General features: G+C 69.0%; 19 protein-coding genes. 10 read left to right on the forward strand and 9 right to left on the reverse strand.

The window, feature by feature from the left end; translation table 11 throughout:
- Window positions 1-61 precede the first annotated feature (61 nt).
- The 5 genes from BLT64_RS26815 to BLT64_RS09970 form a co-directional block, all read right to left on the reverse strand.
- Window positions 62-217: a hypothetical protein gene (locus BLT64_RS26815; protein WP_164901601.1), complete on the reverse strand. Its 156-nt coding sequence runs from the start codon at window positions 215-217 to the stop codon at window positions 62-64.
- Window positions 218-371: 154 nt separating this feature from the next.
- Window positions 372-1889, reverse strand: coding sequence for a tripartite tricarboxylate transporter permease (locus BLT64_RS09955; protein WP_011746653.1), 1518 nt, complete (start codon window positions 1887-1889; stop codon window positions 372-374).
- Window positions 1890-1892: 3 nt separating this feature from the next.
- Window positions 1893-2387, reverse strand: coding sequence for a tripartite tricarboxylate transporter TctB family protein (locus BLT64_RS09960; protein WP_011746654.1), 495 nt, complete (start codon window positions 2385-2387; stop codon window positions 1893-1895).
- Window positions 2384-3325, reverse strand: coding sequence for a Bug family tripartite tricarboxylate transporter substrate binding protein (locus BLT64_RS09965; RefSeq protein ID WP_011746655.1), 942 nt, complete (start codon window positions 3323-3325; stop codon window positions 2384-2386). Before BLT64_RS09965 ends, BLT64_RS09960 begins: the two co-directional genes overlap by 4 nt.
- A 172-nt stretch (window positions 3326-3497) precedes the next feature.
- Complete coding sequence (locus BLT64_RS09970) at window positions 3498-4577, reverse strand: ABC transporter substrate-binding protein (RefSeq protein ID WP_232290480.1); 1080 nt, start codon at window positions 4575-4577, stop codon at window positions 3498-3500.
- Window positions 4578-4656: 79 nt separating this feature from the next.
- Here BLT64_RS09970 and BLT64_RS09975 point away from each other — a divergent pair, with 79 nt between their 5' ends.
- From BLT64_RS09975 to BLT64_RS09995, 5 genes are all read left to right on the forward strand, one after another.
- Window positions 4657-5328 carry a response regulator gene (locus BLT64_RS09975; RefSeq protein WP_011746657.1) on the forward strand — a complete coding sequence of 224 codons (672 nt, stop codon included), beginning with the start codon at window positions 4657-4659 and terminating at the stop codon, window positions 5326-5328.
- The gene (locus BLT64_RS09980) at window positions 5325-6755 is read left to right on the forward strand and encodes a sensor histidine kinase (RefSeq protein WP_011746658.1); all 1431 of its coding nucleotides are present in this window, start codon (window positions 5325-5327) and stop codon (window positions 6753-6755) included. The genes BLT64_RS09975 and BLT64_RS09980 overlap by 4 nt, the downstream gene beginning before the upstream one ends.
- 133 nt (window positions 6756-6888) lie before the next feature.
- Entirely contained in the window at window positions 6889-7983 is a 1095-nt protein-coding gene (locus tag BLT64_RS09985; RefSeq protein WP_011746659.1) for a DUF475 domain-containing protein, read from the forward strand.
- Window positions 7984-8073: 90 nt separating this feature from the next.
- A complete protein-coding gene (locus BLT64_RS09990; protein ID WP_011746660.1) occupies window positions 8074-9015 on the forward strand; it encodes a hypothetical protein in 942 nt (313 codons plus the stop codon).
- Between the two features lie 143 nt (window positions 9016-9158).
- Window positions 9159-9671 carry an AmiS/UreI family transporter gene (locus BLT64_RS09995; protein WP_041529719.1) on the forward strand — a complete coding sequence of 171 codons (513 nt, stop codon included), beginning with the start codon at window positions 9159-9161 and terminating at the stop codon, window positions 9669-9671.
- On the opposite strand, the gene BLT64_RS10000 is transcribed toward BLT64_RS09995, so the two are convergent.
- From BLT64_RS10000 to BLT64_RS10015, 4 genes are all read right to left on the reverse strand, one after another.
- Window positions 9672-11756, reverse strand: a complete 2085-nt coding sequence (locus tag BLT64_RS10000) for an NAD-dependent epimerase/dehydratase family protein (protein WP_011746662.1) — start codon at window positions 11754-11756, stop codon at window positions 9672-9674. It lies immediately after the preceding gene.
- A 9-nt stretch (window positions 11757-11765) separates the two neighbouring features.
- Entirely contained in the window at window positions 11766-12728 is a 963-nt protein-coding gene (locus BLT64_RS10005) for a glycosyltransferase family 2 protein (protein ID WP_011746663.1), read from the reverse strand.
- A gap of 90 nt (window positions 12729-12818) precedes the next feature.
- Window positions 12819-14003, reverse strand: a complete 1185-nt coding sequence (locus tag BLT64_RS10010) for an HPP family protein (RefSeq protein WP_011746664.1) — start codon at window positions 14001-14003, stop codon at window positions 12819-12821.
- 104 nt (window positions 14004-14107) lie between these two features.
- Entirely contained in the window at window positions 14108-14764 is a 657-nt protein-coding gene (locus tag BLT64_RS10015; protein ID WP_011746665.1) for a GntR family transcriptional regulator, read from the reverse strand.
- A 293-nt stretch (window positions 14765-15057) separates the two neighbouring features.
- On the opposite strand from BLT64_RS10015, the gene BLT64_RS10020 reads away from it, so the two are divergent.
- The 5 genes from BLT64_RS10020 (at window position 15058) to BLT64_RS10040 (ending at window position 21242) form a co-directional block, all read left to right on the forward strand.
- On the forward strand, window positions 15058-16293 hold the full coding sequence (locus BLT64_RS10020) for an NRAMP family divalent metal transporter (protein WP_011746666.1): 1236 nt from the start codon (window positions 15058-15060) through the stop codon (window positions 16291-16293).
- A gap of 68 nt (window positions 16294-16361) precedes the next feature.
- The gene (locus BLT64_RS10025) at window positions 16362-17135 is read left to right on the forward strand and encodes a LamB/YcsF family protein (protein ID WP_011746667.1); all 774 of its coding nucleotides are present in this window, start codon (window positions 16362-16364) and stop codon (window positions 17133-17135) included.
- Window positions 17132-17923 (forward strand): putative hydro-lyase, encoded by a 792-nt coding sequence (locus tag BLT64_RS10030; RefSeq protein ID WP_011746668.1) that lies wholly within the window; start codon window positions 17132-17134, stop codon window positions 17921-17923. The genes BLT64_RS10025 and BLT64_RS10030 overlap by 4 nt, the downstream gene beginning before the upstream one ends.
- 2 nt (window positions 17924-17925) lie before the next feature.
- Window positions 17926-19479, forward strand: coding sequence for a 5-oxoprolinase subunit B/C family protein (locus BLT64_RS10035; RefSeq protein WP_041529720.1), 1554 nt, complete (start codon window positions 17926-17928; stop codon window positions 19477-19479).
- On the forward strand, window positions 19476-21242 hold the full coding sequence (locus tag BLT64_RS10040) for an acetyl/propionyl/methylcrotonyl-CoA carboxylase subunit alpha (protein WP_011746670.1): 1767 nt from the start codon (window positions 19476-19478) through the stop codon (window positions 21240-21242). Before BLT64_RS10035 ends, BLT64_RS10040 begins: the two co-directional genes overlap by 4 nt.
- Window positions 21243-21294 lie beyond the last annotated feature (52 nt).

The following is a 21294-nucleotide window of genomic DNA, read 5'->3' on the forward strand; positions in this document are numbered from 1 at the left end:
CAAGCGGATGGACTGGGGATGGGTTGGTTCCAGTGCGGTCAGCACCGGAACGACGGGCGGATCAGAGGTGGATCGCGTTGAATTTCGTCGCGTCGATACCCAGGCGGCGCAGGTCGGCGGCGGCGGGGTGGCGATGCGCTTCCGTCGCCGAGGCGACGGCAATGGCGGCCCGCAAGGTCGAAAGGGCCGATGCGATGGAATGGAAGGCGCGGTGCATTTTTCTGCCTGTCTGTACGATTCATCGAGGTTTTCGATGACAGACAGATGGGGGCTGCCGGACCTTGCCGCAACGCGGCAAAAGGGCAAGGCGGCCATGCCGCCAGCACATGACAAGCCCCGGCCGTTCCAGGCCGGGGCTTGTATTTTCTTGATCAGTCCTCGTCGCCGGCAAGCTGGCTCAGAACCTCGCCCTTGCCGCGGGCGCGCAGGATCAGCGGCACGATCAGCGCCAGCGCGGCGATCCCCAGGAGCGTGGCGGCGATGGGCGATTGCACCAGCGTCGTCCAGTCGCCCTGGCTGATCGCCAGCGCCCGCCGCAACTGTTGCTCGGCCATCGGGCCAAGGATCAGGCCGACGACGATAGGCGCGATGGGATAGCCGAAAAGCCGCATCACATAGCCCAGCACGCCGAAGGCCAGCAACATTCCCAGCTCGAAGGCCGAGGGATTGGCGCCGATGGTGCCCAGCGTCGCGAACAGCAGGATGCCGGCATAGAGCCAAGGTTTCGGCACCGTCAGCAGCTTTACCCACAGCCCGATCATCGGCAGGTTCAGCACCAGCAGCATCGCGTTCGCGATCAGCAGCGAGGCGATCAGCCCCCAGACCAGCGTCGGGTTGGTGGCGAAAAGCAGCGGGCCCGGTTGCAGCCCGAACTGCTGGAAACCGGCCAGCATGATCGCCGCCGTGGCCGAGGTCGGCAGGCCCAGCGTCAGCAGGGGCACCAGCGTGCCGGCGGCACTGGCATTGTTCGCGGCCTCGGGACCGGCGACGCCTTCGATGGCGCCGTTGCCGAATTCCTCGGGGTGCTTGGTCAGCTTCTTTTCGGTCGCATAGGACAGGAAGGTGCCGATCTCGGCCCCGCCCGCCGGCATGGCGCCGATGGGAAAGCCGATGAACGTGCCGCGCAGCCAGGGCTTCCACGACCGCGCCCAGTCGCGGCGGTTCATCCAGATCGAGCCCTTGACGGCCGTCACCTCGTCGTCGACCTGCACGCGCTGGCCGGCGATGAACAGCGCCTCGCCCACGGCGAACATTGCGACGGCCATGGTGGTGACCTCGATCCCGTCCAGCAGCTCGGGCACCCCGAAGGACAACCGCGCCTGCCCGGTGAGCTGGTCGATGCCGACGCAGGCCAGCGCCAGGCCCAGGAACAGCGAGGTCAGCCCGCGCAGGGCCGAATCGCCGAACGCGGCCGAGACGGTGACGAAGGCCAGCACCATCAGCGCGAAATATTCGCGCGGGCCGAAGACCAGCGCCAGCTTGACGATGCTGGGCGCGAGGAAGGCCAGAAGCAGCGTCGCGATCAGGCCGGCGATGAACGAGCCGATGGCGGCCGTGGCCAGCGCGGGGCCGCCGCGGCCCTTGCGGGCCATCTTGTTGCCTTCCAGCGCGGTGATGATCGAGGCGCTTTCGCCCGGCGTGTTCAGCAGGATCGAGGTGGTCGAGCCGCCATACATGCCGCCGTAATAGATGCCGGCGAACATGATGAGCGAGCCGGCCGGGTCCAGCCGGTAGGTGACGGGCAGCAAAAGCGCCACGGTCAGCGCCGGGCCGATGCCGGGCAGGACGCCGACGGCGGTGCCCAGCGTCACGCCGATCAGCGCGTAAAGCAGCATCATCGGGTCGGCGGCGGTGCCAAGCCCCTGCATCAGGAATTCGAATGCGCTCATGGCTCAGCCCCGCGGAAAGATCAGATGCTCAAGCGGCCCGGCGGGCAGGTGCAGCATCAGAAGTTGCGAGAAGATCGCCCAGACCACGAAGGAAACGACGATGCCGATGGGGATGGTCGTCGCCAGGTTGCGCTTGCCGAAGGCCCGCGCGGTAAAGGCGAAGAGGATGCCGGTCGCGATGGAAAAGCCCGCGACATGCAGCAGCATCAGTTGCGCCGCCAGACCCGCCACGATCCACAGGACCGGCAGGGCGTTCTGCGGCGCCCGCTGGGGGAAATCGCCGCGCAGCGCCTCGACGGCGGTCCAGACCGCAAGGCCCATCAGCGCGAAGCCGACGACGCGCGGCACGCTGGCGGGGCCGACGCCGGAATAGCCGCCCAGATCGGCAAGGCGTGCGCTGTCCCACAGCATCACGCCGCCGATCACCACCAGCCCGGCGGCGATGATCAGCGCCGCCGTATCCCGGCGGCGCGGCGGTTCATAGCGGCTGACGCTCATTTCACCAGACCGATGTCCTTGAGGATCGCCTCGGTCGAGGTCACGTCCTGTTCAAGCTGGGCCTCGAATTCGGGACCGGCGAGGTAGGTGTCCATCCAGCCCTTGTCCGAGAGCTGCTTTTGCCAGTTCTCCGACTTGGCCATCTTTTCGATATCGGCGGTGACCTTGGCCTTCTGCTCGTCCGACAGGCCCGGCGCCGCGGCGACCATGCGCCAGTTCTCCAGCACCACGTCCAGCCCGGCCTCTTGCAGGGTCGGCGCATCGACGCCCTCCAGCCGCTCGGGCGCGGTCACGGCCAGGAGGCGCAAGGTGCCGGCCTGGATCTGGGCCTCAAACTCGCCCAGCGAGGAAATGCCGGCCGTCACCTGGTTGCCCAGGATCGCCGCCAGCGCCTCGCCGCCGCCGGAATAGGCGATGTAGTTGATCTTGGTCGGATCGACGCCCGCCGCCTTGGCGATCAGGCCCACGGCGATATGGTCGGTGCCGCCGGCCGAGCCGCCGGCCCAGCTGACCGCGCCCGGATCGGCCTTCAGCGCCTCGATCAGCCCGGCGACGTCCTGGATGGGCGAGGCGGCGGGGACCACGATCGCCTCGTATTCGCCGGTCAGCCGCGCGATGGGCGTCACGTCCTTGAGCGAGACGGGCGAGTTGTTGGTCAGGATGGCGCCGACCATGACATAGCCGCCGACGATCAGCGCGTCGGGATTGCCCTTGTTCTGGCTGGCGAACTGCGCCAGCCCGATGGTGCCGCCGGCGCCGGGCACGTTCTGGACCTGCACCGATTTCGAGATGCCTTCCTCTTGCATCACGGCCTGCATGGTGCGCGCGGTCTGGTCCCAGCCGCCGCCGGGATTGGCCGGGGCGATGATGGTGTAATCGGCCATGGCCGGCAGGGCCGTGGCGGCCGCGAACAGGCTGGCGAGAACGAATTGCTTCATGGTCTTCCTCCGCATCGGCCGGACGCATGTGCGCCGGTCCCGTTATCCGTATTTTCTGGCTCTGGCCCGCATCTCTCCCGGAATGCGGGCGTCCTCCGTAAGCCCGCGCGCAGGCGGGCCCCGTGCCTTTCCAGCACAGAAAGCTGTCATGGACCTGACATCGCGGCGAAAATTATTCTCCGGCCAGGGCCTTGTTCCAGCGCGCCAGCAGCTTGGCCCGCGTCGCCTGGTCCAGATAGGCCAGAAGGCCGGGGCTGACCGGCACCGGCTTCAGCCGCAGCCCCGCCAGGTCCTGCATGCCGCCCGCCGGGCCGGGCTGGCCCGCGACCTCAAGGCTGACGGCCGACAGCCGCAGCGTGCGGGACAGAAGGCCCTGCCCCTCGGGCGACATCAGGAAGGCCAGGAAATCCGCGCCCAGCCCCGGCTGGCGCGCCGCCGCCGGCACCAGCGCCACGCGCGAGACGACCACGGTGAAATCGCGCGGCAGGATCACGCCCACATCGGGATGCCGCCGCGCCCAGTCGGAGGCATAGGAGCCGAGCAGGTTGTAGCCCAGCCTGAGCCGCCCGTCGGCAATCCGCTCCAGCAACTCGGCCGAGGTCGGGAATTGCTGCACGCCCGCCCGGCCCATCGCCTGCACCACCGACCAGATGCCGGGATAAAGCTCCTGGTCGCGGGCCAGGAACAGATAGCCCACGCCCGAGCGCGACACGTCATAGGTGCCGATCCTGCCCTGCGCCTCGTCCGGGTGCTCGGCCATCCACTGCATCAGGTCGGCACGGGTGGCGGGCGGTTCCCGCCCGGCGAAGCTGGGCTTGTGATAGGCAAAGACCGCAGGCTCGAAGGTCAGCGCATAGGCGGTGTCGCGCCAGTTCGCCCAGCCCGGCCAGCCGCGCGTGTGCGGCGTCTCGACCGGCCGGGCAAAGCCGTCATTCGCCAGCTTGACCTGCAGGTCCATGGCCGAGGAAAAGGCGAAATCCGCCGTGCCTCCGCCCGCCTGCGTCTCGGCCACGATGCGGTCGTGCAGTTCGGTCGTCAGCAGGTTCTCGTAGCGCACGGTGACGCCGGGATGAAGGTTCTGGAAGGCGGCGACCAGCGGCGCGGCCAGATCGTCGTCGAGCGAGGAATAGACCGACAGTTCCCGCCCGTCGCCTGCCGGGGCGGGAAACAGCGTCACCTGCGCCGATGCCGGGCCCGGCCACAGCGCAAGTGCTGTGGCGATGGCTGGCATAAGGCGGGCGATCAGGCGCATGATGGGCGACTTTGCCAAAGCGGCAACCCGTTCACAAGCCCGCGCCGCGCCGCTAGGCTGCGGGCGGGAGAGGGAAAGCATGCGTATTCTGCTTGTCGAGGACAATTTGTCGCTGGCCGAAGGCCTGACCGCACTGTTGCGGCAATCGGGCTATGCGGTGGACGTGGTCCATGACGGCGCCTCGGCCGAGGCCCTGGCGGCGGCGGAAAGCTTCGATCTGGTGATCCTCGACCTGAACCTGCCGCAGATGGACGGGCTCGAGGTGCTGCGCGCCATGCGCGCGCGGCGCAACCCGGCGGCGGTGATGATCCTGACCGCGCGCGGCGCGCCCGAGGAGCGGGTGCGCGGCCTTGACCTGGGCGCCGACGACTATCTCATCAAGCCCTTCGACATCGGCGAGTTCGAGGCCCGCATCCGCTCGCTTTTGCGCCGGCAGGCGGGTTTGCGCAATTCCACCGTCAGCTTCGGCGACCTGGTGTTGGACCAGACCGCGCGCAGCTTTCTGCTGGCGGGCCAGCCGCTGGACCTGCCGGCGCGGGAACGCGGGCTTCTGGAGCTGCTGATCATGCGCGCCGGCAAGGTGGTGGCGCGCGAATCGATCGTGCAGTCCCTGACCTCGCTCGAGGACGACCTGTCCGCCAATGCCATCGAGCAATATGTGAGCCGGCTGCGCAAGCGGCTGGCGCCGGCCGGGCTGACCGTCAGGACGGCGCGCGGCATCGGCTATTTTCTCGACCGGGCGGAGCCGTGATCCGGCGGCCGTTTTCCCTGCGCCGTCGCCTGCTGGCCTGGCTGCTGCTGGCGACGCTGGTGCTGGGAACCGCCGCGCTGATCGACACCTGGCGCGAGGCGGTGCGCATGGCCAATGCGCTGGCCGACCGGGTGCTGGCCGGCTCGGCGCTGGTGATCGCCGAGCGCGCCTCGCTGGACGAGGACGGGCGCATCGCCATCGAGATCCCCTATGGCGCGCTGGAGATGCTGAGTTCCGCCGCGCAGGACCGGGTCTTTTATCGCGTGGACGGCCCGCCGGGCCATATCGTCACCGGCTATGGCGACCTGCCGATGGCCCCGGCGCGGCCGGGCGGCGGGCCCGCCTATGCCGACGACGTGTTCCGGGGCGAGCCGGTGCGGGTCGCCAGCCTGGCCCGCGCCGCCTCGACCGGCATCGACGAGGTGCCCTTTGTCGTGACCGTGGCCGAGACCACCAATGCCCGGCGCGAACTGACGCGGGCGATCCTGATGCGCTCGGCCCTGCGGCTGGTGCTGATGATCGCGGGGGCGGCGCTGATCGTCTGGATCGCGGTCACGCTGTCCCTGCGCCCGCTTTACCGGCTGGGCGAGGAAATCGCCGCCCGCAATCCCGACGACCTGAGCCCGATCGAAACGCCGGTCCCGTCCGAGGTGCGCGGGCTGGTCGGCACGGTGAACGGCTTCATGCGGCGGCTGGGCGCGGCGCTGGACGGGATGCGCAACTTCACCGGCAACGCCGGGCACCAGCTGCGCACGCCGCTGGCCGTGGTGCGCACCCAGCTGGCGCTGGCGGCGCGGGCCGCCAGCCTGCCCGAAGCGCAGGCCGCGGCGGCCAAGGGCGATGCAGCCGTGGCCCATGCCGAGCGCATCCTTGCGCAACTGCTGCTGCTGGCCCGGGTCGATACCGCCGAGGGCGCTGCGCTTGCCGCGCCGCTGGAACTGGCGGCGCTGGCCCGCGACCTGACCGCCGAGCACATCCCCGCCGCCGCCGAGGCCGGCATCGACCTGGGCTTCGAGGGCGGGGGGCCTGTGACGGTCCGCGCCGAGCCGCTGCTTCTGGGCGAGGCGGTGAGCAACCTGATCTCGAACGCGCTGCTGCATGCCGGCCGCGCGGCCGTGGTGACGGTGCGGGTCGGTCGCGAGGGTGGCGATGCGGTGCTGGAGGTCGAGGATAACGGCCCCGGCATCCCGCCCGCCGCGCGTGCCGCCGCCGTCAGCCGATTCGCCCGCGGCCAGACCTCGGGACCGGGGATGGGGCTGGGCCTGCCGGTGGCACTGGAAATCGCCAGCCTGTTCGGTGGCCGGCTGGTGTTGGACGAGAGGGCCGGCGGGCGCGGGCTGTTGGCGCGGATCACCCTGCCGGCGCTGGCAACGACCCGCTCAGCGCAAGAAAATGCCGGCATCGACACGGAACCCTTGCAATCGTGACATGGATTCGCCATCTTTTGCGCGTTCGCGTCTTTGTGAACGCAGTTTGATGGCCGGGCCCCTCTGGCGAACGTGGCGGCACGTTCGTGATGTCGGCATCGATCTTTGACCAGCCGCCTGGACTTGTTCTTACATGCAGCAAGGAAACAACCCGTCCGCGGGGGGCTCGACGAATGGAACCCATCGTCCGACCCTGCACTACTTCAAATGGTCCTTCATCGTCACCGCGCTCGGCCTGGCCCTTGGCGCGGTGCTGGGATGGCAGACGACCGGGACCGTCGGCGGCACGCTGACGATCTTTTTCATCTGTGCCGTGCTGGCGGTGCTGGAAATCTCGCTTTCCTTCGACAACGCCATCGTCAACGCGAACAAGCTGAAAGAGATGACCCCGAAGTGGCAGCGCCGCTTCCTGACCTGGGGCATCCTGATCGCCGTCTTCGGCATGCGGATCGTCTTTCCGCTGCTGATCGTGGTCATCGCAGCCAATATCGGCCCGTGGCAGGCGATGGTCCTGGCCGCAAGCCAGCCCGACGAATATTCGCGCATCATGCATGACGCGCATCTGCCCATCGCGGCCTTCGGCGGCACCTTCCTGATGATGGTCGGCCTCAGCTTCTTCTTCGACCATGAAAAGGACGTGCATTGGGTGCGCTGGCTGGAACATCGCATGCAGCGCTATGCCACCGTCCGCGGCATCGAGGTGGCGGTGGTGCTGGTCACGGTGCTGATCTTCTCACGCTTCCTCGAAGGGGCCGATTCGCAGGTCTTCTTCCATTCCGCGATCTGGGGCCTTTTGACCTTCCTGCTGGTCGAGGTGCTGGGTGGCTTGCTCGACAGCTCGCAAGAGGCGATGCAGGCCGGCGCCAAGGGCGGCATCGGCGCCTTCCTCTATCTCGAGGTGCTGGATGCGTCCTTCAGCTTCGACGGCGTGATCGGCGCCTTCGCGCTGACGCATAACCTGTTCGTCATCGCCATCGGCCTGGGCATCGGCGCCATGTATGTGCGCTCGATGACCATCATGCTGGTCGAGCGCGGCACGCTGGCGGAATACCGTTTCCTGGAACACGGCGCCTTCTATGCCATCATCGCGCTGTCGGTGATCATGTTCGTGCAGCCGCTGGTGCATATCCCCGAGGTCATCACCGGCCTGGGCGGCGCAACCCTGATCGGCATCTCGTTCTGGTCCTCGATCCGCTGGAACCGCAAGAACCACGCGGTCGAAGCGTAAGCCCGGCCAAGCGACGCGGAACGGCCGCTGCCTTTCGGGGCGGCGGCCTTTTTGCTATCCCTGTCCCTGTGGTTTGAACGAGGGATGGACATGCGTTACCTGCTTGCCCTGCTGGTCGTCGTCGCCGTGGCGGCGCTGTTCTACTGGCGCCATGCGCAAAAGGCCGGGGCCGCGCATGACGACGGCGCCGATGTGCAGGCGCTTTACCAGGCGGGCCGGCCGCTGCCGCAGGGGCCGCTGCGGGTCTATCACCTGGGCCACAGCCTGGTCGGGCGCGACATGCCGGCCATGCTGGCGCAACTGGCCGGGCAGGGGCATGACTACGCCCTGCAACTGGGCTGGGGCACCGCGCTGCGCGAGCATCACCAGGGCCGCGAGGCGATCAACGGCTTCGACCAGGAAAACGCCACACCCCATCACCGCGAGGCCCATGAGGCGCTGGCAAGCGGCGCTTACGACGCTTTTGTCATGACCGAGATGGTGCGGCTGAAGGATGCGATCCAATACAAGGAAAGCCGCACCTATGCAGGAAAATGGGCGGCCGAGGCGGCGGCCGGCAATCCGGCCGGGCAGATATTCCTTTACGAAAGCTGGCATGCGCTGGACGACCAGCCGGACTGGCTGTCGCGCCTGCCCGACGACCTGGAGACGATGTGGAAGCCCGGCCTGCTCTGGCCCGCCGCCCGCGCCGCTGGCCGGCCGGTCTGGCTGATCCCCGGGGGGCAGGTCATGGCCCGGCTGGTGGCCGAGGCCGAGGCCAAGGGCGGCATCGCCGAGCTGACATCGCGCGAGGGCCTGTTCGCCCGCAGCCCGGACGGCACGCTCGACACCATCCACCCGAACGATCTGGGCGTCTATCTGGTGGCGCTGACGCATTACGCGGTGCTTTACGGCCAAAGCCCGGTCGGGCTGCCGCATGAACTGATGCGCGCCGATGGCAGTCCCGCCGACGCACCCTCGCCCGAGTTGGCGCGGCGCATGCAGGAGGTGGTGTGGGAGGTTGTCAGCACCAACCCGCTGACCGGATTGTAACTGCGCAGAATCCGAATTCTGATTTTACGGATCATTGAAAATATTCCCATTGATCCGGCGATGATTCTGCCCTCTTGGCAGGCATGGCTGATCGTATTCCGGGCAATTGCCCAAAGCGCGGTCGGGCTTGTGCAGGAGGTCCAATGCTTACCGGGTTCGTGCTGTTCTATGTCGGTGCCGTGCTGTTTCTCAACGGCCTGTGGCTGATGGGCCGGATCGCCGATCGCGAGATCGTCGTCATCAACATCGTCACCGCGCTGGTTTCGGGTGCGGCGGTGCTGCATGACGCCTTTGGCACCGGCGCGAGTGCGGCGAGCATCCGCAACGGTGCGCTAAGCCTCTTGTTCTGCACCACCTATCTGTGGGTTGCCTATAACCGGCTCAGCGGCGCGGATGGGCGCGGCCTTGGCTGGTTCAGCCTGTTCGTGGCGGTGACGACCGTGCCGGTCTTTCTGCGCGCGCTGGCGGCGGCGGGCTCGGCGACCGAGCTTTGGCTGGCGGCGAACTGGGCCGTCTGGGGCGTTCTGTGGTTCATGTATTTCCTGCTGCTGGCGCTTGGCCGCCCGATCCAGCGGCAGACCGCCTGGGTCACGCTGCTGGCCGGGATATTCACCGGCTGGCTGCCGGGCTTCCTGCTGCTGGACGGGCTTATCTGATCACCAGAACAGATGCGCCTCGTCGATGGCGCGGCGCCAGAAGGCGTCGCGGTCGGCCTCGGGCGCCCAACCCAGCAGGCGCTTGGGTTTGCCGTTGTCGAAGGGCGACAGATGCCCGCGCGACTTCCAGTCCGCCAACGAGGCGGGCGCGGCACCCTTGCGGCGCAGTGCGTGGCGCTTCAGCCCCTGCTTGACCGCATCGACCGCCCAGAGCGCGGTCAGGTTCGAGCCGCTGACCTTCAGCCGCGCCCCGGTGCGGCGATGGATGGCGTCGAAATAGTCGCGCCCCGAGAACATCGGCTCGCCGATCAGGTTGAAGCTTTCGCCGATGGCTTCGTCCCGTTCCATCATGGCGATCAGCCCGTCCGACACGTCGTCGGCCAGCACGAAGGGCAGGATGTTGCGGCCGTTGCCCCACAGCCTGACCGCCCCGGCGCCATGCCAGCGGCCGATGCCCCAATGCTGCAAGGGGCCGCCGTCGCCCAGCACGATGCCGGGCCGCGCGATCGCCAGCCGCAGGCCCTGCGCCTGCATGGCGATCAGCCGGCGCTCGCCCTCGGCCTTGGACCGTGCATAGATGTTGCGGCTGTCCATGGCGCCGAAATCGGTCGCCTCGGTGATGGTGCGGGCAGGGTCCGACATGTCGTAGGAGGCGATGGTGCCGGTATGGACCAGCCGCCCGACGCCGGAGCGGATCGCGGCGCGGCCGATGCGCTCGGTCGTGGCCACGTCGTTGTCCAGCGCCGCCTGCCAGCTCTTGTCGGTCGATTTCGCCAGGTTGAAGACGCAATCCATGCCCTGCATCGCCGCGGCCAGCCCCTCCTCGTCATGCAGCGAGATACCCAGCGTCTCGACATGATCGGCGATGTCGGGGAAGGGGCCGTTCCGGCCGCGCGACAGCACGCGCACGTCATGGCCGCGCTCGACCAGCCGCCGGGTCAGGTTGCGGCCGATGAAGCCGGTGCCGCCGATCACCATCACGCGCGGCTGCGGCGTGCCGATGGGCCGGGCCGGGACCGGGGGCAGGGCGGGCAGGCAGGCCAGTGCGTCCCCGATGCCCTGCATCACCGCCCGGGCCGAAGAGGGCGCAAAGCGCGGATCGGGCCGGCCGGCGCGGATGCCGTCGTAGAACGCCGCGATGGTGGCGCGGAAGCTTAGCCCATAGGGGCTTTTCTGGTTCAGCGAGGCGGCCTGGCGCAAGGCGTTGCGCACCCCTTCGCGCAGATGCGCGCCAGAGCGGGACAGTTCCTTGACCAGCGGGTTCAGCACCAGGTCGGCGGTATTGTCGCGCGTCAGAACCAGTGCATCCGCCGCATAGTCCAGCCGCGCCATGCCGGACGAGCCGCGCAAGCTGAGCGAGCGGTCGTCAAAGGTCTCGACCAGCGACAGGGCGATGGTCACGTCCACCTTGCCGGCGCGGGCCAGGATGCGCCAGCTTTGCGGCCGCTGCTCGCCGCCGGGCAGGGTGATCCATTGGCCAAGGCTGACATGCTCGACCTCCAGCGGGCCGAACAGGTCCACGGCGAACGAGAAGGGGTGCGGGCCAAGCTCCAAGAGCAGGTTCTGCGTCTCGCGCAGCATCCACAGCCCATAGGGCCCCGAGCGCAGCGGCACCAGCGGCAGCGACCAGTTGATCTGCGCGCTGGAGACCAGGCCCAGCTCGCCCGCCTGAACCGCCCGTTTCAGCCGTTCGTAACCCGGCAGGCCCAGGAAGTTGTGGCAGGCGCCCAACTGGCGGCCGGCGGCCGTGGCGGCCGCTTCCATCTCGTCGATCTCGGCGACCGAGAGCGCCACGGGCTTCTCGACCAGCACATGCAGGCCGGCGTTCAGGCATTGCACCGCCAGGTCGCGATGCAGGTTCGGCGGCGTCAGGATATGCACCACGTCGCAGACCCCGGCCGCGATCATCTGGTCCAGGTCGGTAAAGGCCGCGACGCCATGGCTGGCGGCCAGCGCCTCGGCCGCGTCGCGGGCGGGATCGCAGACCGCGACCAGCCGTGCGCCCGGCGCGGCCTTGATCGCATCGGCATGCCACGAGGCGATGTAGCCGGCCCCCAGAATGGCGATGCGCAGGTCCGAGGTCATGGCAAGCTCCTATTTATACTCGATAATATGCATGGCGACGCCCCTATGGCGGCGACGGAAATATGTCAGCATTCCCAGAAGATTGGGGATCTTGGCCAGCGTCAGCAGCGCGGCTTGCCGCGCCGCCATCGGCTGGCCCCGAAGCCCCTTGAGGGTTTTCCAGAAAGACAGCGCGTAAAGCCCCAGCGCCGCCAGCGACAGCCAGAGGCTGGTGAAAAGCCCCAGCAGAAAGACCAGCGGCAACACCAGCCCATAGGCCCAGACCCGCAGCTTTTCGCGCCTGAAATGCGGCGGGTGCATGCGGCCCACCTGCGCAAAGCCGTGGCCGTTGCGGATGGTGCGCTGCCACCATTGGCCAAAGCGGGTCATGTCCGCGTCGTGCCAGGTCATCTGCACCGGCAGGCGCACCAGCTTCCAGCCCGCCTTGCCCAGGCGCAGGCAGAATTCGTCGTCCTCGGCCGCGATCACCGTCGGGTCGAAGCCGCCGATCCGGCGAAACGCCGCTGCGCGCACCATCATGTCGCCGCCGCAGGCCACGATAGGGCCGGCGGGACGATGCCAGTCCACCTCGCACATCTGGTTGTAGACGGTGGCCGTGGGGTGGATCTCGGACCGCCAGCCGGTGACGAGGCCCAGTTCGGGATCGGCCTGCATGGCGGCGGTGCCGGCCTCCAGCCAGCCCGGCTCGACCCGGCAGTCGCCATCGACGAATTGCACCAGATCCAGATCGCCGCCGGCCAGCAGCGCCTCTGCCCCGGCATTGCGGGCACGGGCGGCGGTGAAGGGAACCGATGTGTCCAGCTCGACCACGTCGACGCCGAGGCTGCGGGCAAAGGCTACGCTGTCGTCGCGCGAGCCGCTGTCCACATAGACCACCCGCTCGCAAAGCGGCACCAGCGAGCGCAGGCAGGCCTTCAGCCTCTCGCCCTCGTTGCGGCCGATGGCCACTGCGCCCAGCGTGGGACGGGTCATGATTCCCCCGAGGATTGTTCCGATCAGGGGAAACCTATCCCCGCGACCCCGCATTCTGCAATGCGGCGGCGCCTGTCGTTATGGGCATGTTCAATGCGCCGGCAGATCTTGCCGGAGGCTTTGCCGGGCCAGGGCCGAGATCAGGTCGGTCTGCGTGACGATGCCGACGATGCGCTGCCCGTCCAGCACCGGCACCGCATCGCATTCGCCCGAGGCCAGCATCGGCAGCAGCGCCCCGATGGGGGTGTCCGGCGCGACATGCGGCGGGTCGGTCTGCATGATCTCGCGTGCGCGGGTCGGCATGCCGCGGCTTGGGGTCAGCAGGTCCGACATTGCGGCGGAAAAGCGGCGGTCGTGGCGAAAGGCGTCGTCGCGGGCGCGGCGGATCAGGTGAAGCTGGAAGATGACGCCGCAGAACCGGCCCTCGCCATCGACCACCGGCAGCGAGGTGAAGCCGTGCTTGCGGAAGATGTCGGCGACGCGCACCAGCCTCGTATGCGGCGCCACGGTGACAAGGTCGCGCGACATGACATCCGCCGCGGTCAGCGGCCCGGTGCGATGGGTGGCGGCCTGCAATTCGGCGGCGCCGATCAGGCGGGCCAGATCCTCGACGCCCAGGTTCAGCGACTGGCGATAGCGTTGCAGGATCTCGGTCAGCTCCTCCCTGGACAGGCCCAGTCGTTCCATCGCCGGGTGGTCGGCGGTGCCGTGCGGGCCCGGCTCGTCGAACTGGCGAAAGGGATAGCGCCGCCCGGTCAGCCGGGCATAGATCATGGCCAGGCCCACCAGTGCCAGCGTGCCGGTCAGCACCGGCGCCAGAACGAAGTGAAAGCCCAGTTCGCGGATCGCCTCGGGGTTCAGCGCGGCGGTCATGGCGACCGCGCCCGCCGGCGGATGCACGGCGCGCAGCAGGATCATTGCGGTGATGGTGACGCCCACCGCCAGCGCGACGCACAGTGTCGAGCTTGGCGTCAGCATGCAGGCCAGCACGCCGACGGCGGCGGCGACGCAATTGCCGACCACCGCAGACCAGGGCTGGGCCAGCGGGCTGTTCGGCACCGCGAAGACCAGCACCGAGGTCGCCCCGAAGGGCGCGATCATGTAAAGCCCCAACCGCAGGTCGGTCGTGGGCGACAGCAGGAACAGGCCCGACACGCCCAGCCCTGCCAGCGCGCCGATCCCTGCCCGCAGCGCCTCGCGCGGCGAGCCGGGCGCGATTGCCGGGCCAAGCGCCTGCGCGATCTGGTGCAGCACGGCCCCGGCCGGTCTGGTCATCTGGCTTGTCCTTCGCGCCTGCCCGGAAAATGGGCTCCGATGCGCCTAATTGTCGCAGGAGCGGGCAGGTTGCAAGTCCCCGGAAAGGTTTATGCGCGGCGCGGTCAGCCCAGCCGGGCAAAGGCTTCCAGCACGGCGCGCTCGGACTGGTTCAGGTAGTCCTCCAGCATGCGAGAGGCGCCGGCCGGGTCGCCGGCCTCCAGCCTGCCCAGAATTTCGGCATTGCGCGGGATATAGGGCCGGTGCAGCAGTTCGGGACTGTCGAGCAGGCCGAAGGCCAGCCGCAACTCTGCGATGATCTGGGTAAAGAACTGGATCAGCCGCGGGCTGTCGGTCAGCGCCACGATGGCGGCGTGAAATTCCATGTTGGCGCTGCCGACACCGCGCCAGTCGGGGATGCGCTGCAATTCCGTGGCCCGCGCGACGGCGGAGCGCATGCGGGCGACAGCGGCATGGCCGGGCCATGCCTGGGCCAGCGCCGGCACCTCGATCAACCGGCGCACCCGATAGATATCCAGGATCGAGGCCATCGAGGGCACGGCGACGAAGACGCCCCGGTTCGGCTCGTGCCGCAGGATGCCCTCGCGCGTGAGCAGGCGGAACACCTCGCGCAGCGTGTTGCGCGAGATGTCGAGTTCGGCTGCGACCCGCGCCTCGGACAGCCGCTGGCCGGGCACCAGCGCGCCGCCGGTGACCTGGTCGCGCAGCCGGGCGGCGATCTCTTCGGCAAGGCTGGGGGCGGGTTCGCGTGCTTCCGCCATTGCGGTTCCTTCGTCATGGGTCCGGCGATCTTGGCCGAGAGGTCGGGGGCAAGGCAAGGCGGCCCATGCCGATTCGTCCGCTTTTCCTGCACGTTGGATGGACCATGATCGGTGCAGCGATGGGCAGGGTGCTGCCGAACTGCCCATGATCCAGGCAGATTACCCCTGCTTCATGAACATGTTGTTCAACAATTTTGTTATGAGTGTCAAATTATCGTTGACGGATTGTCTTGTTGAATTCACATTCGAGCTATTCCCAAGACGCACTCCACCCTTGCAGCAGGAGCAGACCGATGGCCGAATCCGTCACCTCCCCCTCTGCCGCCTCGGCTGCCGCGCGCGGCGGTTTCATGGCGGCGATCTTCCTGATGGCGACCTCGGCCATCGGGCCGGGCTTCATCACCCAGACCGCGACCTTCACGGCAAAGCTGGGCGCTGCCTTCGCCTTTGCCATCCTCGCCTCGATCGTGATCGACTTCGTGGTGCAGCTGAATATCTGGCGCATCACCGCGCTGACCAAGCGCAACGCCTCGGACACCGCCAACGCCGCCATTCCCGGCGCGGGCTATCTGCTGGCGATTCTGGTGCTGGTCGGCGGGCTGGCCTTCAACATCGGCAACATCGCCGGCGCGGGGCTGGGCCTCAACGCCATGTTCGGGCTGGAGCCCAAGATCGGCGGCGCGCTGTCGGCGGCGCTGGCCATCGGCATCTTCCTGTCGCGTCGGGCCGGGCTGCTGCTCGACCGTTCGCTGATCGGGCTGGGCCTGCTGATGATCGCCATGACGGTCATCGTCGCCCTGGTCTCTAACCCGCCGGTCGGCGACGCGGTGCGGCAGATGGTGCTGCCCGAGATCGTCGATTTCGCCACCATCACCACCATCGTCGGCGGCACCGTGGGCGGCTACATCACCTATTCCGGCGCGCATCGCCTGCTGGACAAGGGGCTGGTCGGAGAGCAGAACCTGGCCGCCGTCACCCGCGCCTCGCTGACCGGGATCGCGGTCACGGGGGTCATGCGCTTCATCCTGTTCCTGGCCATCCTGGGCGTCGTCGCGTCGGGCGTGACGCTGGACCTGTCCGGGCAGGCTGCGAACCCCGCCGCGCAGGCCTTTGCGGTCGTGCTGGGCGAATGGGGCATGCGCATCTTTGGCCTGATCTTCTGGGCCGCCGCCATCACCTCGGTCATCGGCGCGGCCTATACCTCGGTCAGCTTCCTCGTCGCCTTCCGCACCATGGGCGACCGCGACCGCAACATCGCGACGGTGATCTTCATCGCCATCTCGCTGGCGGTCTATCTGTCGCTGGGCACGGCGCCGGCCGCCATCCTGGTCTTTGTCGGCGGCTTCAACGGGCTGATCCTGCCCATCGGCCTGACCATCTTTACCTATGTCGGCTTCGCACGGGCCGACCTGATGGGCGGGCATGTCTACAACCGCCCGCTGCTGATCGCCAGTGCCGTGGTCTGCGCGCTGACATGGTATATGGGCTTCAATTCCATCGGCCCGATCTTTGCCTTCCTGAGCGCCTGAGCCATGATCGCGGCGGGCCTCCTGCGGGCCTGCCGCCCCAATTCCCGCCCCGATTCCCGGAGGAACACATGACCCGCAACATCGACCTGAACAGCGACCTGGGCGAGGGCTATGGCGCCTGGAAGATGGGCGACGACGCCACCATGCTGGGCATCGTCAGCTCGGCCAACGTCGCCTGCGGCTTTCACGCCGGCGATCCGCTGACCATCCTTGTCACCGTGCGCGAGGCGGCGGCGCGGGGCGTGGCGGTCGGCGCGCATGTCTCCTATCCTGACCGGGTGGGCTTCGGCCGCCGGCCTATGGACGTGACCCATGCCGAGCTGGCCGCGGACGTGATCTATCAGATCGGCGCGCTGCAAGGCATCTGCGCCAGCGCCGGCACCCGCGTCAGCTATGTCAAGCCGCATGGCGCGCTTTACAACACCATCGCCACCGATCCCAGGCAGGGCGCTGCAGTGATCGAGGGCATCAAGGCCGTCGATCCGGGGCTGGCCATGATGGGCCTGGCCGGGACGCAGATCCTGCGGCAAGCGGCCGAGGCCGGCCTGCCCACCATCGCCGAGGCCTTCGCCGACCGCGCCTACCGCCCCGACGGTCAGCTCGTTTCGCGCCGCGAGCCGGGCGCCGTGCTGCACGACCCCGAGGCCGTCGCCGCCCGCATGCTGCGCCTGGCGACCGACGGCGAGGTCGAGGCGGCGGACGGCTCGGTCCTGCATCTGCACGCCGACAGCATCTGCGTGCATGGCGACAGCCCCGGCGCCGTCGCCATGGCCGCCCGCATCCGCGAGGTGCTGCTGGCGGGCGGCGTTTCCATCGCCCCGGCTGCGGGGGGCGCGGCATGACCCTGCTTCCCGATCCGGCCGAGGCCCGCGCCGCCCGCCTGGCCTGCCGTCAGGGTGCCCCGCGTCCCACGGCGGGCATGGCGCCGGGGTTCACCCAATGCAACATGATCTCTCTGCCCAAGGACTGGGCCTGGGATTTCCTGCTTTATGCGCAGCGCAACCCCAAGCCCTGCCCGGTGCTGGACGTGACCGATCCCGGCAGCCACCGCACCGCGCTCGCGCCCAAGGCCGACCTGCGCACCGACATTCCGCTGTATCGCATCTGGCGCGACGGCGTGCTGGCCGAGGAAACCCCCGACGCCACCGCCGCCTGGGCCGAGCATCCCGATCTGGTGACCTTCCTGATCGGCTGTTCGTTCACCTTCGAGACGCCCTTGCAGCAAGCGGGGATCGAGGTGCGCCACATCGCCCAAGGGTGCAACGTGCCGATGTTCCTGACCGACCGTGACTGCCGGCCGGCGGGGCGGCTGCATGGCAAGATGGTGGTGTCCATGCGCCCGATCCCGGCCGGAAGGGTGGCCGAGGCGGCGATGATCTCGGGCCGCACGCCGGCTGTCCACGGCGCCCCGGTGCATATCGGCGCGCCCGAGGCCTTGGGCATTGCCGACCTGTCGCGCCCCGATTTCGGCGACCCGGTCCAGATCCGGCCGGGCGAGGTGCCGGTGTTCTGGGCCTGCGGCGTGACCCCGCAGGCGGCGTTGATGGCGTCGAAACCGCCCTTCGCCATCACCCATGCGCCGGGCTACATGTTCATCACCGACGTGCCCGACACGCATTGGCAGGTGTGACCATGCGCTTTCTGCCCATCGGGCCCCGCACCCTGCTGGCGGAACTGGACGACCTGGACCAGACGCTGGCGCTGTTCGACGCGCTCTTGGCCGATCCGGTGCCGGGCGTGGCCGAGATTGTTCCGGCCGCCCGCACGCTGATGATCCGCACCGCGCCGGGCGTTGCCGCCGACGCGCGGCTGGCCGGCGCGATCCTCGCCCGCCAGCCTGCCCCCGGCACACAGCCCAACGCGCGCGCCAGCGAGACGGTCGAGCTGCCGGTGACCTATGACGGCGAGGACCTGGCCGATGTCGCGGCCCATATGGGCCTGACCGAGGCCGAGGTGATCGCCGCCCATCAGGAAACCATCTGGCAGGTGGCCTTTTGCGGCTTCGCGCCCGGTTTCGCCTATATGACCTGCGATGATCCGCGCTTCGACCTGCCGCGCCGCCCGGCGCCGCGGACACGTATTCCGGCGGGCTCGGTGGCACTGGCCGGGCGCTTTTGCGGCGTCTATCCGCAGGAGACCCCCGGCGGTTGGCAGCTGATCGGCCGGACCGAGGTGCCGATGTGGGATCTGTCCCGCGACCCGCCCGCGCTGCTGCGCCCCGGTGTGCGCTGCCGCTTTGTGGCGCGCCGGGCCGAGGTTCACGCCTCGGCCACCATCCCGCAGCCGCAGCCCGAGCAGGGCCTGCGCCTGCTCTCCACCGCCTTTCCCATCGTCTTTCAGGACGAGGGGCGGCCGGGGCAGGGCGGGCAGGGCGTCTCGGCCTCGGGTGCGCTGGACATGGGCGCGGCGCGCCGGGCCAATCGCGCCGTCGGCAACCCCTCGGACACGCCGGTTCTGGAGATCACGCTGGGCCCCGTTCGCCTGCGGGCCGACCAGCCGATGACGCTGGCCCTGACCGGCGCGTCACAGGCCAGCATCGCCGGTCATGCCGTTCCGCACGGTGCAGCCTTTGCCGTGGATGCGGGCGACGAAATCACCATTGCCCCACCCGGCGCGGGCATGCGCAGCTACCTTGCCCTGCGCGGCGGGTTCCGGGTCGCGCCGGTTCTGGGCTCGGCCGCCACCGATACGCTGGCCCATGTCGGCCCCGAGCCGGTGGTGGCAGGCACCGTGCTGGCCGTCGCGAACCATTCCGCCGTCGCCGCAGCCGCGGCCGAGGCCGAACCCGCGTTGCCGAAACCCGGCGATCTGGTGGAACTGCCGGTGACGCTTGGCCCCCGCGCCGACTGGTTCACGCCGGACATGGTGCGGCATTTCCTGACCCAGGAATGGCTGGTGACGCCGCAAAGCTCGCGCGTCGGCATCCGCCTGCAAGGCGATGCGGTGACGCGCGAGGATGCGGTCGAGCTGCCCTCGGAAGGGACCGAGACCGGCGCCATCCAGATCCCGCATTCCGGCCAGCCGGTGCTGTTTCTGGCCGACCATCCGCTGACCGGCGGCTATCCGGTCATCGCCACCCTGCGCCCCGAGGCGCTGGACCTGGCCGGGCAGATCCCGCCCGGCGCCCGCATCCGCTTTACCGCCAGCGCCGATTTCGCACCCATCACGCCAGAGAGGCCCGCATGACCATTTTCGCCACCGGTCCCACCCGCCCGATCCGCCGCCTGCTGATCGCCAATCGGGGCGAGATCGCCGTCCGCGTGATCCGTGCCTGCCGCGACGAGGGCATCGAAAGCGTCGCCGTCTATGCCGATGCCGACCGCGACGCGATCTTCGTGCGCATGGCCGACCAGGCCCAGGCGCTGGGGGGCGACAAGCCCGCCGAGACCTATCTGGATGCCGGCAAGATCATCGCCATCGCCCGGGCGGCCGGCGCCGATGCCATCCATCCGGGCTATGGCTTCCTGTCCGAGCGCGCCGAATTCGCGCAGGCGGTGCAGGATGCCGGGCTGATCTGGATCGGCCCCGATCCCAAGGTGATCGAGGCTTTGGGCGACAAGATCGAGGCCCGCCGCATCGCCGAGGCCGTGGGCGCGCCCCTGGTCGCCGGCACCCCGGGCCCTGTCGAAAGCCCCGCCGAGGCGTTGGCTTTCGCCCGTCAGCACGGTTTGCCCATCGCGATCAAGGCCGCATTTGGCGGCGGCGGGCGTGGCATGAAAGTCGCTTGGCGCCTGGAAGAGGTCGAGGAGCTGTTCGAATCCGCCACCCGCGAGGCGCTGACCGCCTTTGGCCGCGGCGAATGCTTCATCGAGCAGTTCCTTGACCGCCCGCGCCATGTCGAGGCGCAGGTGCTGGCCGACAAGCACGGCACCGTCAAGGTGATCGGCACCCGCGACTGTTCGCTGCAACGCCGCAACCAGAAGCTGGTCGAGGAGGCGCCCGCGCCGTTCCTGACCGACGAGCAGCGCGCCCGCATCCACGACTCGGCCCGGGCCATCTGCGCCCATGCCGGCTATAGCGGCGCCGGAACGGTGGAATACCTGCTGTCTGCCAATGGCACGATTTCCTTCCTGGAGGTGAATACGCGGCTGCAGGTCGAGCATCCGGTGACCGAGGAAACCACCGGCATCGACCTGGTGCGCGGCATGATCCGCGTGGCGCAAGGCGCAAGGCTGGCCGACGAGACGGTGCCCGAGCCGCGCGGCCATGCCATCGAGTTCCGCATCAATGCGGAAGACCCGGCCCGGGGGTTCCTCCCCACTCCCGGGCCGGTCGAGGTCTTCGATGCGCCCTCGGGGCCGGGCATCCGCATGGATAGCGGCGTGGCCCAAGGCTCGGTGGTGCCGGGCAGCTTCGATTCGCTGATGGCCAAGCTGATCGTGACCGGCGCGACTCGGCAGGAAGCCTTGCAGCGCGCCGAACGGGCGCTGCGCGAATTCCGTATCGAGGGCGTGGCCTCGGTGCTGCCCTTTGCCCGCGCCGTGCTGGCCCAGCCGGACTTTCGCGCCGAGGACGGGGATTTCCGCGTCCACACCCGCTGGATCGAGACCGATTTCGCCGAGGCGCTGGCCGAGGCGGTCGCGCCCCATGCCCGCGTCGCGCCGGCCGCGCAGGCGCCGTTGTTGCGCCTTGCCATCGAGATCGACGGCAAGCGGCACGAGCTGGGCCTGCCCGCGAACCTGCTTTCGGCCTTGCCCGCCGGCGGTGCCTCTGCGGTGCAACCCGCGCCCGAGGCGGATGAGGCGGTGCTGACCGCCCCGGTGCCCGGCACGCTGACGCTGTGGCAGGCCGAGGACGAGGCCGAGGTCGAGCAGGGCCAGGTCGTCGCCGTCATCGAGGCGATGAAGATGGAGACCCGCATCGAGGCGCATCGGGCGGGCAAGCTGACCCGCATCGCCGCGCAGGGCGAGGTGCTGGGCTTTGGCGCGGCCCTGGCGCGGATCGACTGAGCCGCTTTGACATTTCCCGGCGGGCCGTGCCAATTCGGCCCATCGGCGCTTG

The organism is Paracoccus denitrificans, from assembly GCF_900100045.1.
Lineage (GTDB): Bacteria > Pseudomonadota > Alphaproteobacteria > Rhodobacterales > Rhodobacteraceae > Paracoccus > Paracoccus denitrificans.